Consider the following 15,740-nt stretch of genomic DNA (forward strand, 5'->3'; position numbering starts at 1 on the left):
CTCATCGCGGAGCTTGATGCCCGTAGAAGCATTGCAATCTTTGCAACCTTTACCTAAGACCCCTGATCGCGAGTTAAAAATCCTTGCGAGTAGTATGGCCGTTATGCGTTTAGGACGAATTGCTCACACCGAAGGTATCTGTTTCGCCATCATCGATGGCCCCGCCGACGCCCCGCTTGACCAGCTGGTGGCCAAGGAAATTTCCGGCACACCGTTTACCCCACCGGAGCCGACTGGCCGCGAGTGGCCGCTGAGTGAGGTGCGCTTGCTGGCGCCGACTCTGCCCACCAAGGTCGTGGCTCTGGGCCGCAACTACGCCGACCACGTGGCGGAAGTCTTCAAGGAATCCGCGGAGCACCTGCCGCCGACGATCTTTATCAAGCCCTCCACCGCGGTCATTGGCCCCGGTGCACCCATCAAGATCCCGGAGTTCGCCACCAACGTCGAGTTCGAGGGCGAGCTCGCCGTGGTGATTTCTAAGGTATCGAAGAATATTGATCCGGAGAAGTGGCGCGATCACGTAGTTGGCTACACGATCTGTAACGATGTTTCTTCGCGCGACCTGCAGTTCCAGGATGGCCAGTGGGCACGTGCGAAGGGCATCGACACCTTCTGCCCGCTGGGCCCGTGGATTGAGACGGACTTGGACTGCATCAATCTCGATGACCAGAAGATTAACGCCTACCTCACTCACGAGGGCAAACGTGAGCAGAAGCAGGATTCCAATACGGATCAGATGATTGTGAAGATGGGTCACATCATCGCTGAGATCTCGCAGTCCTACACGCTGCTGCCGGGTGATGTCATCACGACGGGTTCCCCGGCTGGTACGGCGCCGATGGTGCCGGGCGATACCATCGAAATCGAGATCCCCGGCGTGGGTAGCCTGACCAACCCGATCGAGCGCGCTTAGACGCTGTTCTAAAGATTGAGCGCGCGCAAAATGGTGCGCAGCTTAGCCGTGGTTTCCTGAAGCTCGGCTGTCGGGTCGGAATCCACGACGATTCCGCCGCCTGCCCACGCGCGGGCGGAGAGGCCATCGCCGGCCACCTCGGCGCAGCGGATGGCCACCATGTATTCGCCGTCGCCGGAATCATCGCACCAGCCAACTGCGCCGGCGTAGAAACCGCGGTCGGTTTCAGCCGTTTCGATCAGCGCTTGTGCGGCCTCAGTGGGGGTGCCGCAAATAGCCGGGGTGGGGTAGACCAGCTCGGCCAGCTCGAGCGCAGTAATATTCGAATCCTTAAGGGTTCCCGCGATCGGCGTTCCCAGATGCCACATCTCATTGGTGGAGGTCAGCTGCGGGGACGTGGGAGCATCGAGGGTCTCGCACAGCGGCTGCAGAATGCGGCGGATGTGATCCACCACGAAGGCGTGCTCGCGCAGGTCCTTTGCGGAGTTGTGGAGGTCTTGGCCCGCTTTGATATCGCGTGCCTTATCTGCCTGGCGGGGCGCGGAGCCAGCCAGAGGGAAGGCCGTGACCGTCGAACCTTGTTTCTTAACCAGCACCTCTGGGGAGGAGCCGACGAACATTGCGCCAGGGCGTCCAGCCGGAGTGAGGTCGGCGATGAAGCCATCGCGGTGGGAAGATAAATCAATCAGCCGCGCGGCAACGAATAGCGGATCCACCGGGGCATTGAACTCGATGTCGACGGCGCGTGCAAGCACCACCTTATCCAGCTTGGAGGCCTCGATCGTGGCAATGGCCGCCTCGATGCGGCGCAGGTGCTCCTCCGGCTCCGGGTCAAACCCAGTCACGCGCGCGTTGAGCGTGCCGCTGCGGTAATAGGCGTGCGGTTCGAGCGGCCCGTCCTCGCGGATGATGCTGCGCGGCACGGTCAGCGCCGCGGGGTCACCCTTGTGGAAGGGCAGCGCGCCGACAACCATGGGTGCCGTGCCGGCACGCAGAGCAGATACGGCAGCGTCAACATCGCTGAAGGTGGCCACTGAGCCTTGGGTACGCACAGACCCCGTCGCGCGGGACAGGAGGAAGTCAGGGGCGGTAGAGGGTCTGTTTTCACACATAGGGAATAACTCTAGTTGTTTGCTGTGCTAGTGCCGAAACCAGATCCCCCTCCGTACAGGCTGTGCGCATGGCTGTAGTGCTAGTCGCGCTTGCGCGGGCGGAAGAATTGCACGGCGATGAAAAGTCCAATTCCTAGCAGTAGGGCCAGGGCTCCCATGCCGGCCAAAAAGCCCGCCCAGAAGCCCACCATCGGGGCTCCATAGCTCATAGCCTGGATGTTTCCGCCGTCAGCATACTGTTCTGGCACATCAGAAGCCGGACGCTGTGCCGCTGCTTCTTTCCTGGCATTCCGTTCGCGATTGGACGCGGTGCTGCGCGTCGAGTCCTTGGTGTCGGCGGCAGACGTGCTGCGCGACGTCCCACGCTGTGCTGAATCTCTCTGTCCTTGTGCCGTGTGGGCTGTAGCGTTGGGGGCCGGATTCCGGCCTTGCCCGGTCGCAGTGTTGGCTGCGCTTGGCTCTTTCGACCCTGTTTCTTTCTCTGGTTTTGTTTCCTTCCGCGCGCTGGCCCGCGTGGAGCGCTCTGAGTTCTTTTCCTCCTTCGCATTCTTCGCATCGGAGGGTTTCCCACCGTTGAAGAAGGTATCGGCCTCTTTGAAGGTCTTGTCCATCGTCTTATCTAGCTGCGCGATGGCCTTGGAGGTGTCATTAATGTCCTTGGCCAGCTGCTGGGGGCGGTTCTTCGGGCTTCCCGAGCCACCGCTGCCACCTTCGCCCGAGCCCCACTCCAGCTGGCAAAGTTCAGAGATATCTGCGCCACCAACCAAGAAAGGCACATCAATAGAGTGCTCGGAGCCATCGTTGAGGGTGAAGGTAAAAGTGGCAGCATAGGCACCCGGCTCGCTAAAGATGATCCCGGTGTGACTGTGGAAATGATCAGGATAATCCCACGTGATATCGGGGTTCTCGGAGTCAAAGAGCACGGTGGGGTTAGCACCCACGGTGTTCTGAAAGCCCACCATGCGCCCGCCTTCTGGGCCGCTGTGTAGCGTCAAGGATAAAGTGGCATCGGCCGCAGTGGCCTCATCGAGGTAGCTGGTGTTGAACCCCAACCAAGGGATATTCGGATCTTGGGTTTGGGGGATTTGCCAACCGCTCGATGGAATATCGCTCCCCGTTGATTCATCGAAAGCAGCGTTGTTACCCACTTCCACGTAGAACTCCCCAGAGGCATAGTCCTTACCGGATTCATCATCGCGGGCTATAAAGGACAGGTCCCCGGAGCCACCGACCAAAGCGAGGTCTTGGTGTCCGCGGCTAAAGGCGTGGAGGGAGTCAGCATCACAGGAAGTGTCACTCGCCTGCTCGGCCGCCGTGGCGGGCGGCGCAGCGTGAATGAGCGTCGGGGAGCTGAGCGCTAAAGCAGCGGATGCGGTCAAAGCGAGGGGACGGTAGTTCATACGTGTCATTGGGAGAATATTCATGCGGACAAGGTCTCCTTCGAGGTGTGTGATGTCGAGGTGGATGCGGAAGCGCGGCGGGAGTGCATAAGAGGGGAGAGCACCCACGCCACGAGGAAGCACGCGGTGAGGAGTAGAACGATGGTGGCACCGGCGGGAAGGTCGATGGCCCATGCCAGGTAGATTCCGAAGAAGCTACCCAAGGAGCCGATCGCCGCAGCTGCGAGCATCATCGAGCCCAGCGAGTCACAGAGCAGGCGGGCAGTCGCGGCCGGGGTGATAAGCAGAGCGAGGACGAGGACGTTGCCGATGGTGCCCACGGAGATAACCACTGCGCCCGTAACACAGAGGTAGAGCACGATATCCAGAGCAAAGACGGGAAGACCCATCGCGCGGGCGGTTTCCTTGTCCAAGCACGTGGCGGTGAGCTGGGGGCCAAGGAGAAGAACCGTGGCCACGATGAGCACCGTGACGGTGAACGCGGTGTAGAGGTCCGCGCGGGAGACACCCGTGAGCGAGCCGAAGAGAAAGCTGGTGAGCGATGCTGTGTAACCGTCAACCCGGGAGATGATCACCATACCGAGGGCGAACGCCGCGGCGAAGAAGATTCCGATGACAGAATCCTCGCGCACCGTGCGCCGCTGGGAGAAGCATGCGATGAGCACCGCCACGGTGCAGCCCGCCACGGCGCCGCCCAGCAACACTGAGCCCTGGAGCACGAAGGCAATGGCCAGCCCTGGGAAGACCGCGTGGGAAACAGCATCACCGATGAAAGACATGCCGCGCAGCACGACGTAGCAACCCACCACACCGCACACGATGGCGGCGAGGATAGAAATTCCCACCGCACGCGCCAGGAAGTCCAAGTGTGGGTTGGTGAGATCCTGGAAGAACTCGAAAAGCGAGATGTCGATCATGCGGCCACCCCAATCGCAGAAAGCAGTGGAGAAGAAGCTGAGACCCCAAACGTGTCGCTCCAGGGCTGCGAGGTTATGCGCAGCGTTTCCGCTGGGCCATCCGCGATGATTCCCCGATTGAACAGCACGAGCCGCGAGCAGGAATGTGCGGCCTCTGAGAGATTGTGCGTGGACATGACAACGCTGGTGCCATCGGCGGTGAGCTTGTCAAAGAGAAGCAGGAGCTCTTCGGTGTTGGGGGCGTCGAGGCCGGTAAATGGTTCGTCGAGAAGCAGCACCTCAGGCTCGCAGGCTAAGGCCCGAGCAATGAGGACTCGTTGACGTTGACCACCGGACAGCTGCGCGATGGGGCGGCGTGCAAATTCCTCCAAGTTGGTTAGCGCGATGGCGCGGCGGGCGGCTTGTTTATCGGCACGTCCCGGACGGCGGAGCCAGCCCACCAGCCCGGTGCGTCCGCTGAGCACAGCCTTGGCCACGCTGATGGGGAAGTCCCATTCCACGTCGTGCCGCTGCGGGACATACCCCAGCGAGGTGCTCACGTCAATCGTCCCGGCGAAGGGGACAAGCCCCAAGATGGCGCGCATCAGCGTGGTTTTTCCCGCGCCGTTGGGGCCGAGGAGCCCGATGAATTCGCCAGGGTGTACGGACAGGTTGGCGGCGTCGATGACCTTGCGGCCGGAGAGCGAAACGGACAGGTCCTTGACTGAAATGAGGGGACTAGTCACGCTGGCCGCCCTTCGCACGCACGACGGCGATAATGGCACCGATAAGAACGAGGACGCCCACGCCGGCCAGCGCCCAGATCCATACCGGCACGGATGCCGATGCAGAGCTTGAATCGGCAGAGGATTCAGCGTTCGGATCCCATTCTGTTGCCTGAGCTTGTGCGACATCCGTTTCATCACCTACAGCAAAGGTCAACGTAGCCTCGGCGGCCACCTCGCTGCCAGCACTTTCACCCGCACCTTCGCCGCTCATGCGCACGCGCACCTGGTGGATGCCGGGCTCGGTGAACACCCAATTGGCATGGGTATGCGTGCCCAAGTCGACCCAGAAGCCTTCTGAGTCCCCGGTGGCGGTGGACCATAGCAACTGCGGTTCCTCGAAGCCGCCGTTCTGCAAGAAGAGGGAGAACTCACCCGGGCCTTGGTGTCCCAGGAACTCCATAGTGACTCCTCTCTCAACGTTCTCCTCGAGGGAAGGAGCCTGGGTATTCCAACCTAGCCACGGCACATCAGCCTGTTCCGTTTGTGGAACGACCCATACTTGCGAACCGGGCTCGGCACCGACGAAGGAGAAAGCCTTGTCCTCAGGCAGAGTCAACAGCGCGTTGTCGCCCACCTGGAATACCACATCGTCGGGTTGACGCCACACGGGGGTTTCAGCTGAATCATCACGAGCGAGGAATTCTGCTTGCCCTTCATTAAGCAGCAGGCCCAGGTCGACGTGACCGTGATCGATAGCGGCAGCAGTTCCTGGTGCCGCCACTTCTTCGTCAGAGCTGACAACCTGAGCCAGATCCCCAGCCCAGGCGGCGGAGGGCGCGAAGGCCAGCGCCACGGCGCTCAGTGCTGCCGCAAGCGGCATGGTGAAAGTTCGGATAGTGCGATTAGACATGAGATTCCTTTGTTGTGCTGCCAAGGCAGCGGTTGAGTGAGTGTGCATTGAAACGCATGAGATCGAGATACGTCGGTACGGCGTCATCGAGGGTGTCGCCGTAAATGGGACAGACCGCCACCCCGAGGGAAACGGCGGCTTCCCTAATGACGTCTGCGCTGGCTTGTTGGGTCGGCTCCACGAACACCGCGGGAAGCTGGAGGTTTTCCAAGGTGCGGCGCAGCGCGATGACATCGCGCGGCGAGGGCTCGATGGCCGGGTTGGGAGTAACGAAGCCCGCAATGTCAACGCCATAGCCTTGTTCCAGGTAGGCATAGCCGTGGTGGGGTGTGACGAGGTGGCGGTTGCGCTCAGGAATGGCGGAGATGAGCTGATTAACCTCGCCGTCGACGTCCCGCAGTTGTGCGATGTAGTCCTGTGCGCGGGCACGGTAGTCCGCGCCGTGCGAAGGATCCGTTTGCGCAAGTTGCTCAGCGATAACTTCGGTAAAGCTGATCACATTGGCGGCGTTATGCCACAGGTGCGGGTCCACCTCACCGTGAATGTGTTTACCCAAGACGGCTTGCGGCAGGAGATATGTTTCATCACCCGGCCGGCCCAAGAAACGGTAGGAGGGGTCCGGCGGAATTTCCTGCAGCGCGGAGTTCGGGATGCTGAGCACCGTGCTTTTCGGATCAAAACGCTCGCCTTGGTCTTCTAGGTCGAGCGTCCCGGATGCCATGTCCGCGGTGATATCCACGTGACCTGCATCGAGCGCGCGCATCCCCTCAGGTGCGCTCACGCCTACTGCCACTGTGAACTCCTGCGGGGAGCTGTCTGTTGCGTCGAACTTCAGCCGGTACACACCTGGCTTGTTAAAAGCCCAGGAGACGTGCGTGTGGGCATTAGCCGGCAGCGTCGTGGAATCGTTGTGCTGGTCAATCCCATCTGCGCTGTTAAAGAGCGGCTCAGGCGTACCGAACGTAGAGACCACGTAGGCCGCGACATCGCCGGGTCCTTCCACATCGAGCAGGCGCATGTCGACGCTCGTGGTACCTGGGGCTGCGTTGCGTACGCGCAATCCCAGCCACACCGCATCGAGGGCAACGTTTTCTACCAAGGGGACGAGCTTCGCGCCGCGCGTGGACGCTTGGTCCGCCACTTCGGTGACGGACACATCCGATGACTCCCGCAAGGACTTCAGCAGGTTTTGCGGCTCGAGGAGAAAACCATTGGACAGCAATACGTCGGCGTTGGCGATATCGCGCACCGAGCGCAGACTCGGCTCAAAGGTATGTGGATCCTTTCCCGCAGGAATCAGCGTGGTTACTGTGGCATCCTCACCGGCGACGTGCTTGGCGACGTCCCCCAGTATCGGCGTCGTCGCCACCACCTTCACCTTCCCATCGTCTCCGCTGGCGGAGCCCGTGCAGCCACTCAGCATGGACGCGCCGAGAACGATGGCGGAAAGGAGCGCGATGTATTGCGTCCGAGTACGAACCTTCCGTGGCATTAGTCGCGGCCCTTCATGAGCGCGAGGCGCGCTAGCGCCAAGCCCAGCACGAGCATGCCTAAGCCCAGGATTCCGATGCCCCACGGCAGCAGGTTTTGCCCGCTGTCGTAGTAGCCGGCCGCAGCGACGGTGTCCACATTCTCTCCGTCCGCGGCCGCGGTGGAGCGGTGAGAAGGCTTGCGCTCTTTCCTTTCTCCGCGCTCTTTCCGCTCCTTGCTGCTTGCCTGTTGCTTCGCGTTCCTGGTGCCGGCTGCGGATGCCGCACCGCGGGTACCTCCTCCGGCGTTTCCACCTCCCGAGCGTGTTCCGGAAGCAGAGGATGCTGGTTGCTCAGGGGAGGCGTCGCCCAGCTCTGCCTCGTGGTGGTCTTCGGTACCGTGGTCACCATTATCGGTGGCGGCTTCCTCTTCCCCGGCCTCCTGCGGCGCGGCGTCACCATCACCGACATCCCAGGTATAGGTGACCTGATTACTCGTGTCACCGTTGGATTCCGCCTGGACAGTCATGGTGTAGATACCCGGTTCACTAAAAGCCCAGTTAACGTGGCGATGCGCCGGGTAAGCCTGGTTGATGACATCACCAGACACGAGGTCGAGCTCGCCGGCATCGGTGACCGGCTGGATATCGCCGAAGCCAGCGGTTTCGAAGATGAAGACGTCACCAGGACCAGTGACCTCGACGAATTCGAAGTTCACGTCTTTGTAACCAGCGGATTGCGCCGCCTGGGTATCCCATCCCGGCCACAGCAGCGAGCTGTCCTGGGTTTGAGGAAGGTAATACGTAGGTATACCAATGCCGTCGATACGCTCGGTCGCCTCGCTCCATGCTTCTTCTGCGACTTTGAGGATGACATCGTTGCCGGGCCGGACGACGCCACTGCCGGTGACGTCCTCCTTCATCGACAAGGTCAGTTGACCGCCTGGCGCGGAGACATAAAAGGCATCGACGTGTCCGGAATCGATGAGCTCGCTATCAGCTCGCGCCGCAGCCGGAGAGCCAAGGACGGCTACACACAATATCGCGACAATGGTGAACACGGCGGCGCTGGCTTTTAGCAGTGCACTGTTCTGGCGCACGTTCAGGTCCTGAGCAGCGCGTGATGGTGTGGAGTGCAATCCAGTGTGTCCTTTCTAGCGGGGAAGCAGGCCAGTGAACCGCGCCGCAATTTGGTCGCGGTGATCGTTGTAGAAGTTGAGGAAACCTTGGAAGATGATGGCCAAGACAACTGGGAGCACGAGCCCCCACAGGCCCTCGAGCTTGGGCAGAGAGGACGTCTTGCCATTCTGGCCACCAGGCTGGTTATCGTTTGGTTTCTTCTCACCTGGTTTCTTATCGCCTGGCTTATCTCCGGGCTTTTCATTACCTGGCTTGGGGGTGTCTTCGCCTTCCTTTCCTTCCTTTGATTTCACACAGTCTTTGATTGCTGCATCGCCCGCTGCGACGGTGAGCGTTTGGGGTGCAGAGGAGATGTCCTTGCCCTCTGTGGTGGTGGCCGAATAGGTGACCTCGAGCTTGTAGATGCCCGGCTTGGTAAACGCCCAATTGGTGTGGGTGTGCGAAGCAAAAGTGGTCTCGATGGAGTAGTCACCCTCCGCGGTATTGATCAGCGGGGTGAACACCTTGCCCAAGCCTTCGGCAGTGAAAAGGCCTACCTGCGCACCCTCTGGCATCTCCACGGGCTTGATGTTGAGCGTGACTTTGCCGTCTTTATAGTCCTTGTAGTTGAGGGCCTGGGTGTTATAGCCCGGCCAGATAATGCTTTGCTTCTGGGTCTGCGGGAGGAGGAAGAACTTTTCCTTGCCTAGGTAATCGAAGTCCTTTCCTTTAAGTTCGGCGGGGCGGGAGTGCAGAGCGTTGTCGTGCACCGCGAGGACGACGTCATCGAGCGGGCGCTCAACAGTTTTCTTGTCCACGAGGGCCGTTTCATCCTTCAAGCGGGTGAGGAACTCATCGCCGTCACGGGTGACCGCAATGTCGACGTGGCCGCGGTCAAGCACTACCTTGTCAGCGCAGGTACCGGTGTGTTTCCCTGCGTCCGGTTTCGGGCCGTTATCCGGGGCTGGCGCAGGAGCCTGAGCCCCAGTACCGAGCTTGCCCGTGCCCTCGTACTTTTGCCCGAAAGCGAAATCGTCGGTCAGCGTGATGCTGCCGGACTCTTGCGTGATGCTCGGGTGCGGAAGAATATCCAGTCGCACGGTAGTGCCGTTGAAGTTTGCATCGGCGCCGACGACAAATTCCGCGCGGCCGCGGGTGATCGTGCCGTCGAAATCGATGTCCGGAAGCGAGCTTCCTTTGCTAAAGAAGCCGCCCTGCACGTAGCCTTCTAGGTTCTTATCGGCTGCCTCCAGGATGATGCGGGTGGCGTCTTCGCCCTCCGGAACAGCACGCGCGGACAGACCCGTGTCAGATAGCGAAACCTCTTCCCCGGAGAAGAGCTGGCGGGGGTTCGTGGTCTCGGTCCAAGACTCCGCGGACGTCTTCGAGGTGGTGGAAAGCTCAGCGTTCTCAGAGTAGGCGAGCTCCTCGCTCACCCAGCGCGGGCTGCCGTCCTCCGGGGTGTACACAGCTTGGATTGTGGAGGCCTCGGGCCCTAAGAATTCATCGAAGTGTGCTTTGCCATCTTTCACGGCTAGATCGGTGAGGAAGTAGCCGTCGATCAGCAGCGTAAGCGTGCCGTCGCTGCCGCCAGAGAAATCGATGGAGGAAAGGCGCTCATCCCCGTCCTTGTCCCCGGATTTCTTGGGCGTGATGCTCAGGCGGTAGTCCTTCTGGCTGGCATCGCCAGAGGAAGCTTGGTCAAAGCGCTCTGTGAGGGAAGGCGTTTTCTCATCAGCGGGACGCTGCCCGCCGACTTGGATCGAGGTGGTCGTGGGCTTGGAGGTAATCAACGAGCCATCCTTGCCCCGCGCGCTTGTTTGATAGGTGAGCTCATAGCGTCCAGGCTTGGAAAAGACTGTGTAGTTGTGGGTATGCGTGCCGCTGGTCAGCCATGCGGAATGCGGAGCGCCCTCGGTGGTCCCAAAGAAGCGCTGCAGGCCGCCGGGGCCGGGGTAGTAGCCAAACATCTCGACATCGCCGGGACCGTCAACGCTTAAGAGGTCCAGGGAAGCGATGTTGTCGCGGAAGTCGTCGACAGGCAGCTCTGTGTCCGCGCCGAAGCCCATCCACACCGGGTCCAAGCTGCCTTGGACACTGGCCGGCGCCATGTAATACGTGTCGCCCGGCTGTCCCACAAAAGAGAGCGCGGGGTCCTCAGGCACTGTGAACTGGTATTGGTTGGTGCCGTTCTGGTCCCAACCTTTGCCTACCCAGGTCACGGTATCGGCTAGGTCGTGGTCGGAGCTTGCAGAATGGCTCTTGAGGTTGAGAGCATTGCCCTCCCAGAAAGCCTTGGGGGAATCAATATGTGTCTGAGTGGCTACGTGTTTGCCGTCGTCGGGGCCAGCGACGGCGGTAGCGGGGGAGAAGAGAAGCGTGGCGCAGGTTAGAAGCGCCACATAGCGAGTTTGAGCCACAGTCAGGGACCTTTCTTCAGTTCTTTGGCGAGAGTTTCACTATAGGTAATGGAATTCAGTCCCGTTAAGCTTGCGCAGAAAGCCCAGTTCACGCTTAGTGGAAACAGGGTTCAATTACCCCCAAGTGGGGCGGCCAATGCAGTAGCTAAGCGCTGAACTACGATGGGGGACATGACTAAACCGACATCCGACGTCCGCGTCCGTTTCTGCCCTTCGCCTACCGGCACGCCCCATGTGGGCATGGTCCGCACGGCTCTGTTCAACTGGGCCTATGCCCGTCACACTGGCGGTACGCTCATCTTCCGTATCGAGGACACTGATGCTGCCCGTGATTCTGAGGAGTCCTACCAGGCCATCATTGACTCCCTGAACTGGCTCGGGCTGGGCTGGGATGAAGGAGTTAACGTCGGTGGCCCGGATGAGCCTTACCGTCAGTCGCAGCGCATGGATATCTACGCAGATGTCCTGCAGAAGCTCAAGGATGGCGGCTATGTCTATCCGGCTTACTCCACCAATGAAGAGGTTCAGGAGCGCCACAAGGCAGCTGGCCGCGACCCGCAGCTGGGTTACGACAACTTCGACCGCGACCTGACTCAGGAGCAGATCGACGCCTTCGAGGCGGAAGGCCGCAAACCAGTCTGGCGCCTGCGCATGCCGGACAAGGATTGGTCCTGGACTGACTTGGTGCGCGGCGAGGTGACCTTCAAGTCGGAGACCCAGCCGGACTACGTCGTGGCACGCTCGAACGGTGCGCCGCTCTACACGCTGGTTAACCCGGTTGATGATGCCCTCATGGGAGTTACCCACGTCCTGCGCGGAGAGGATCTCCTGTCTTCCACGCCGCGCCAGCTGGCCCTCTACGAGGCGCTCGTAGAGCTCGGCATTGCCAAGAAGACGCCTGAGTTTGGCCACCTGCCCTTCGTGATGGGTGAAGGAAACAAGAAGCTTTCCAAGCGTGACCCACAGTCCAACCTGTTCAATCACCGCGACAACGGCATCATCCCGGAGGGCATGCTCAACTACCTGTCCCTTCTGGGTTGGTCCCTGTCCGCGGACCAGGACATCTTCTCCGTCGACGAGCTCATCGCTAACTTCGACGTCCACGACGTGTTGGGCAACCCAGCTCGCTTCGACCAGAAGAAGCTCGAGGCCATCAACGCTGACCATATTCGTTTGCTCGAGCCTGCTGATTTTGCTCAGCGCCTGCGTGACTACCTCACCGAGTACACCGACTTCCCGGCCGATTACCCGGATGATAAGTTCGCCTTCGCTGCGGATCTGGTGCAGACCCGCATCAAGACCCTGTCTGACGCCTATGGTCTCATGTCCTTCCTGACCACGCCGGACGCCGAGCTGGAGTTGGATGAGAAGGCGGCCCGGAAGAACCTCAAGGAGGAGGCGGTGCAGCCTCTGGAGGTGTCCATTGCGAAGTTGGAGGAGCTCGGGGAGTGGAAGACGGAGGAGATTGAGAAGGTTCTCTCCGCCGCGCTTATCGACGACCTCGGCCTCAAGCCCCGCAAGGCTTACGGCGCCCTGCGCGTTGCGATCTCGGGCCAGCAGGTCTCGCCGCCGCTGTTTGAGTCCATGGAGCTGCTGGGCAAGGAGTCCACGCTGGCCCGCCTTAAGGCTGCGCGTGCTCTCACGCCGTGGAGCGCTGAGTAGATCCATTAAGTAGTCTCACATGGCTGTTATTTCGGGGCGTTAGGGTTCATTCTTAACGCCCCGAAAATATATCCTGACCTGGCGATTTGTGTGTATCGGTAGTGCTGGATATAGTAATAAACCGTTGCAGCGAGCAGCGAGGGGTTAAAGCCCTGAGTTAGTTCATAGCAATAATGGCCTATGGTGTAATTGGCAACACAACGGTTTCTGGTACCGTCATTCTAGGTTCGAGTCCTGGTAGGCCAGCAGTGATAACTGCTCAAAGTGCAGCGGTACTTTGCAGCCAGCGGTCACAGTTCTAAGCCCCGTTCGTCTAGCGGCCTAGGACGCCGGCCTCTCACGCCGGTAACACGGGTTCAAATCCCGTACGGGGTACCACTCAAAGAGTGGCAAGCACAATGAGCTTGCCACTCTTTTTCTTATAATTGGCGACCATGCACCCGCATTCGTCGTTGGTGTTCTCCGCGTCTTCCGCGGTGAGTGCGTGCTAGTAGTTTCAGCTGGGAGTTGATTCCGCCTTCAAGGCTGTTGGTGGTGGCTTTGATTCGGTGTACATCAAGGACTCCGTCGGGTGGGTTGAGGTAGACAAACAGCAGGTTGCTGCGCCAGAGGTGGTTGAGACTGTTGTAGGCCTTGCGCACGCTGGCATGAGTCCAGGTGTGAGTCCAGCGACCGGTGACTTCGAAGCACTCCAATCAGCTACACTGACCCGAGCAGCATAGCTAACCCCCGACGTGTCTACTTTCCAGGGTCAGGCCCTTCACGATGCTCCGTTGCTGGCCACCGTCAAGACGATCCCACTGCTCGTTCAAGGCCGCGACGATGATCGCCTGGGCGTGCACGCTGACCCCAATCTGAGTGTTCCCGATACTGCCCAGGAGCAGCGAGCCCATATGACTACTTGTTCAAGTCGGTTAGAATCCAAGCACTACCCGGATTATCCAGAGAAAAAGTGAGAGCAACTGTCGTTGACTCCATGGTTAAAGAAGACGGACTTGATGGAGAACAGAGATCGAGAGCCTGTTGAGAGAACCTCACCCATTGTTCGCTGTCGCCCTTTCCTCTAAGAAAAAGGAAGTTTTCGTGATCGGAGAAGCCGTGTTCTGGAACAGGGGGATCATCAGCCATAAGTGTTTCTTTGACTGTTTGATACGGAGTGTATGGGCACACGACCGAAAACTCAGTCCACTCTGGTCCGTAGAGTTCCTCCAGTGTGATGGACTCAGTAACGGGGATTGCATGTCCCGATCGTTCTACGGACGCGAGATGAGAAGCCAATGGGTCATCAAAACTACAAGAGGAGAGTAATAGGGAGACAATACTAGTGAACCCTATCCGCGTCATCATGCGTCTCATTAACATAGCCTCCTTCTGGCGCCTATCCTAGGATAGCGTAGATCGCATGAGGGCGAGTGGGAGCTTCCTGGGCTCTTTGTTGTCTCTGGGTTTTTGGAGAAGCTTCGTGTCATCCCAGAGCTTGACGAGTTTATTGGCCAGGCTTACGTCGACGTGCCTGCTGTCAAACCCCACATCGATCACACGGAGGTCTTCGTGTCCACTGACGATGTCCTGGTTGACCCCGTCCTCACGCAGCAGCTTGCCGACGCCCTCTCGGCCGTACCCATCACCATCCATGGCGCAGGGCATTTCCTTGAGGATGACGGCTATACCGAGTTTCCACAACTGGGGGATCGCATAGTGCAATGGCTACGTAGCCTATAGGCCCTCAGTCATCGCTTGGAGCGCCTCCACGTGCTGCACGTAAGCCCGTGTGCCCGTCTCAGTAAGTGCGACCCACACGGCGTCCTTGGCGCGGGTAGAGCCGTACTCTCGGGTGCGGCTAATGTAGCCGCGGTCCTCAAGGTGCTTTAACTGCTTGGAAAGTGTATCGGCGGGGAGCCCGGTCAATTCGGCGAGCTTGCTGTACTTCATTTGCCGGCCGTCGGTGGCACCGGCGGAGTAGAGCGTAGCGCAGATTTTGAGGCGATTAATCGGGTGGATAACTGAATCCAGCTCAGGAGATTGATTGGGGGCTTCCTTAGGCATTGGGGCCCTTTATGGCCGCGTTGCGGTTTTCGTAGAGCATCCAAGCCGTTGCTGCCGAAACAATGACCCCGCTGGTGATCATCCATGGCCATGTATCAGGTGTCGGCGTGGTGGACATGATCATGGCGACGGGGAGCAGTACGCGTGACCACGTGGCGCGATCGTTCTTCGGTCCCTTGTTGGGATTGGGGCGAACAAAAGGGTTCGCGATTTTGTCCTTGAGGAGGAAGCCGAGAATGAACGTCGGTATCAGGATTGCGAGTGTGTACCACCAGGACAGCTTGGATAGCGCAAGACTGCTACCGATGCCGAGTGCTACAAGTGCTACTGCCCACCAGCACTGCGTCCAGGTGGTGCGTTGCTGAATCTCTTCAATGACTTTTAGGTCGCTGTCCATGATGTGCCTCCTTTGTTTGCATCTAGTGCAAGTGTAATGATTGCACGGGTGGCAAGTAAAGGGGGTGTGGTACTCGGATCAATTGAGTGGTCTGGTTTTACCCCATACCGGTTTCAATCCTCGGCGAGGTAGATGGGAGGGGCGCTGGAGTACCAGGGGGTGAACCAGTACTCAATTGGCCTAAGTCCTACCGGTATGCCTTTTCTAGCCATACACTGCAGGTACAACGCATTCCCGACAGAAAGGAGAGCGGATGGCGGAAGTTGAAAATCATCACTATCGCCGACGCAACCCTAGCAGATAATACAAGGCGGCATCGCCATAATCCACAACTTCTTAAAGCCAACACTCGAGCGAAGTAGGAGCCTTGCATCACATGCTGTTAGTGCACGTGTCCTCCCGAACCTCCAGCGATGTCTAACGAGTGGTCCGGCCCCTGCAGCCAACGGCACGCCGGCGGAATAACCACTGATTCGATCCGCACCTAGGCCTTGAGAGTCGAAGTTTGCATCGCAGCCATAAGTGGCAACGAGGTTCGGGATTTTATCTGTGCAAAAAGCTCCTTTACCTGCCGATTTGTGCAATCTTTTGAGGATCCTATAGTGTTTAGCAAGTCCGCAACGGACAGCTAAACGAGCCCCGTTCGTCTAGCGGCCTAGGACGCCGGCC

At 59.5% G+C, this 15,740-nt stretch carries 14 protein-coding genes, 2 tRNA genes and 1 pseudogene; 6 read left to right on the forward strand and 11 right to left on the reverse strand.

Annotated features, from left to right (window positions below; translation table 11 throughout):
- The first annotated feature begins 103 nt into the window (after positions 1-103).
- Positions 104-913, forward strand: coding sequence for a fumarylacetoacetate hydrolase family protein (locus HMPREF2978_RS03050; protein ID WP_210383650.1), 810 nt, complete (start codon positions 104-106; stop codon positions 911-913).
- Between the two features lie 8 nt (positions 914-921).
- On the opposite strand, the gene HMPREF2978_RS03055 is transcribed toward HMPREF2978_RS03050, so the two are convergent.
- The 8 genes from HMPREF2978_RS03055 to HMPREF2978_RS03090 form a co-directional block, all read right to left on the reverse strand.
- Positions 922-2,025 carry an isochorismate synthase gene (locus HMPREF2978_RS03055; RefSeq protein WP_070528591.1) on the reverse strand — a complete coding sequence of 368 codons (1,104 nt, stop codon included), beginning with the start codon at positions 2,023-2,025 and terminating at the stop codon, positions 922-924.
- A gap of 80 nt (positions 2,026-2,105) precedes the next feature.
- Positions 2,106-3,449 carry a choice-of-anchor M domain-containing protein gene (locus HMPREF2978_RS03060; RefSeq protein WP_070744039.1) on the reverse strand — a complete coding sequence of 448 codons (1,344 nt, stop codon included), beginning with the start codon at positions 3,447-3,449 and terminating at the stop codon, positions 2,106-2,108.
- Entirely contained in the window at positions 3,446-4,342 is an 897-nt protein-coding gene (locus HMPREF2978_RS03065; protein WP_070744041.1) for an anchored repeat-type ABC transporter permease subunit, read from the reverse strand. The genes HMPREF2978_RS03060 and HMPREF2978_RS03065 overlap by 4 nt, the downstream gene beginning before the upstream one ends.
- Positions 4,339-5,067: an anchored repeat-type ABC transporter ATP-binding subunit gene (locus HMPREF2978_RS03070; protein WP_070744043.1), complete on the reverse strand. Its 729-nt coding sequence runs from the start codon at positions 5,065-5,067 to the stop codon at positions 4,339-4,341. Before HMPREF2978_RS03070 ends, HMPREF2978_RS03065 begins: the two co-directional genes overlap by 4 nt.
- Positions 5,060-5,959, reverse strand: a complete 900-nt coding sequence (locus tag HMPREF2978_RS03075) for a choice-of-anchor M domain-containing protein (RefSeq protein ID WP_070744045.1) — start codon at positions 5,957-5,959, stop codon at positions 5,060-5,062. The genes HMPREF2978_RS03070 and HMPREF2978_RS03075 overlap by 8 nt, the downstream gene beginning before the upstream one ends.
- On the reverse strand, positions 5,952-7,451 hold the full coding sequence (locus HMPREF2978_RS03080) for an anchored repeat ABC transporter, substrate-binding protein (protein WP_070528572.1): 1,500 nt from the start codon (positions 7,449-7,451) through the stop codon (positions 5,952-5,954). Before HMPREF2978_RS03080 ends, HMPREF2978_RS03075 begins: the two co-directional genes overlap by 8 nt.
- Positions 7,451-8,527 carry a choice-of-anchor M domain-containing protein gene (locus tag HMPREF2978_RS03085; RefSeq protein WP_246818718.1) on the reverse strand — a complete coding sequence of 359 codons (1,077 nt, stop codon included), beginning with the start codon at positions 8,525-8,527 and terminating at the stop codon, positions 7,451-7,453. Before HMPREF2978_RS03085 ends, HMPREF2978_RS03080 begins: the two co-directional genes overlap by 1 nt.
- A 54-nt stretch (positions 8,528-8,581) precedes the next feature.
- Complete coding sequence (locus HMPREF2978_RS03090; RefSeq protein WP_070528566.1) at positions 8,582-10,966, reverse strand: choice-of-anchor M domain-containing protein; 2,385 nt, start codon at positions 10,964-10,966, stop codon at positions 8,582-8,584.
- A 162-nt stretch (positions 10,967-11,128) separates the two neighbouring features.
- Here HMPREF2978_RS03090 and gltX point away from each other — a divergent pair, with 162 nt between their 5' ends.
- The 3 genes from gltX to HMPREF2978_RS03105 all read left to right on the forward strand — a co-directional run bounded on the left by gltX (position 11,129) and on the right by HMPREF2978_RS03105 (position 13,006).
- Positions 11,129-12,628, forward strand: a complete 1,500-nt coding sequence (gene gltX / locus HMPREF2978_RS03095) for a glutamate--tRNA ligase (protein ID WP_083316479.1) — start codon at positions 11,129-11,131, stop codon at positions 12,626-12,628.
- 174 nt (positions 12,629-12,802) lie between these two features.
- A tRNA-Gln gene (locus HMPREF2978_RS03100) sits at positions 12,803-12,874 on the forward strand.
- Between the two features lie 56 nt (positions 12,875-12,930).
- Positions 12,931-13,006, forward strand: a tRNA-Glu gene (locus tag HMPREF2978_RS03105).
- A gap of 65 nt (positions 13,007-13,071) precedes the next feature.
- On the opposite strand, the pseudogene HMPREF2978_RS12745 reads toward HMPREF2978_RS03105, so the two are convergent.
- Positions 13,072-13,293, reverse strand: a pseudogene (locus tag HMPREF2978_RS12745) (IS256 family transposase); the annotation flags it as partial.
- 69 nt (positions 13,294-13,362) lie between these two features.
- Between HMPREF2978_RS12745 and HMPREF2978_RS13175 the strand changes: the two are divergent.
- Both HMPREF2978_RS13175 and HMPREF2978_RS12985 read left to right on the forward strand, forming a co-directional pair.
- Positions 13,363-13,584 carry a hypothetical protein gene (locus HMPREF2978_RS13175; RefSeq protein ID WP_168166438.1) on the forward strand — a complete coding sequence of 74 codons (222 nt, stop codon included), beginning with the start codon at positions 13,363-13,365 and terminating at the stop codon, positions 13,582-13,584.
- A 493-nt stretch (positions 13,585-14,077) separates the two neighbouring features.
- Positions 14,078-14,350, forward strand: coding sequence for an alpha/beta hydrolase (locus HMPREF2978_RS12985; RefSeq protein WP_143342264.1), 273 nt, complete (start codon positions 14,078-14,080; stop codon positions 14,348-14,350).
- Here HMPREF2978_RS12985 and HMPREF2978_RS03115 read toward each other — a convergent pair.
- A complete protein-coding gene (locus HMPREF2978_RS03115) occupies positions 14,345-14,674 on the reverse strand; it encodes a transcriptional regulator (RefSeq protein ID WP_070744051.1) in 330 nt (109 codons plus the stop codon). The two genes, HMPREF2978_RS12985 and HMPREF2978_RS03115, sit on opposite strands and share 6 nt — an antisense overlap.
- Positions 14,667-15,071, reverse strand: a complete 405-nt coding sequence (locus tag HMPREF2978_RS03120; protein WP_070744053.1) for a hypothetical protein — start codon at positions 15,069-15,071, stop codon at positions 14,667-14,669. The genes HMPREF2978_RS03115 and HMPREF2978_RS03120 overlap by 8 nt, the downstream gene beginning before the upstream one ends.
- Positions 15,072-15,740: the final 669 nt, after the last annotated feature.

This window comes from Corynebacterium sp. HMSC074C01 (genome assembly GCF_001814605.1).
Classification (GTDB): domain Bacteria; phylum Actinomycetota; class Actinomycetes; order Mycobacteriales; family Mycobacteriaceae; genus Corynebacterium.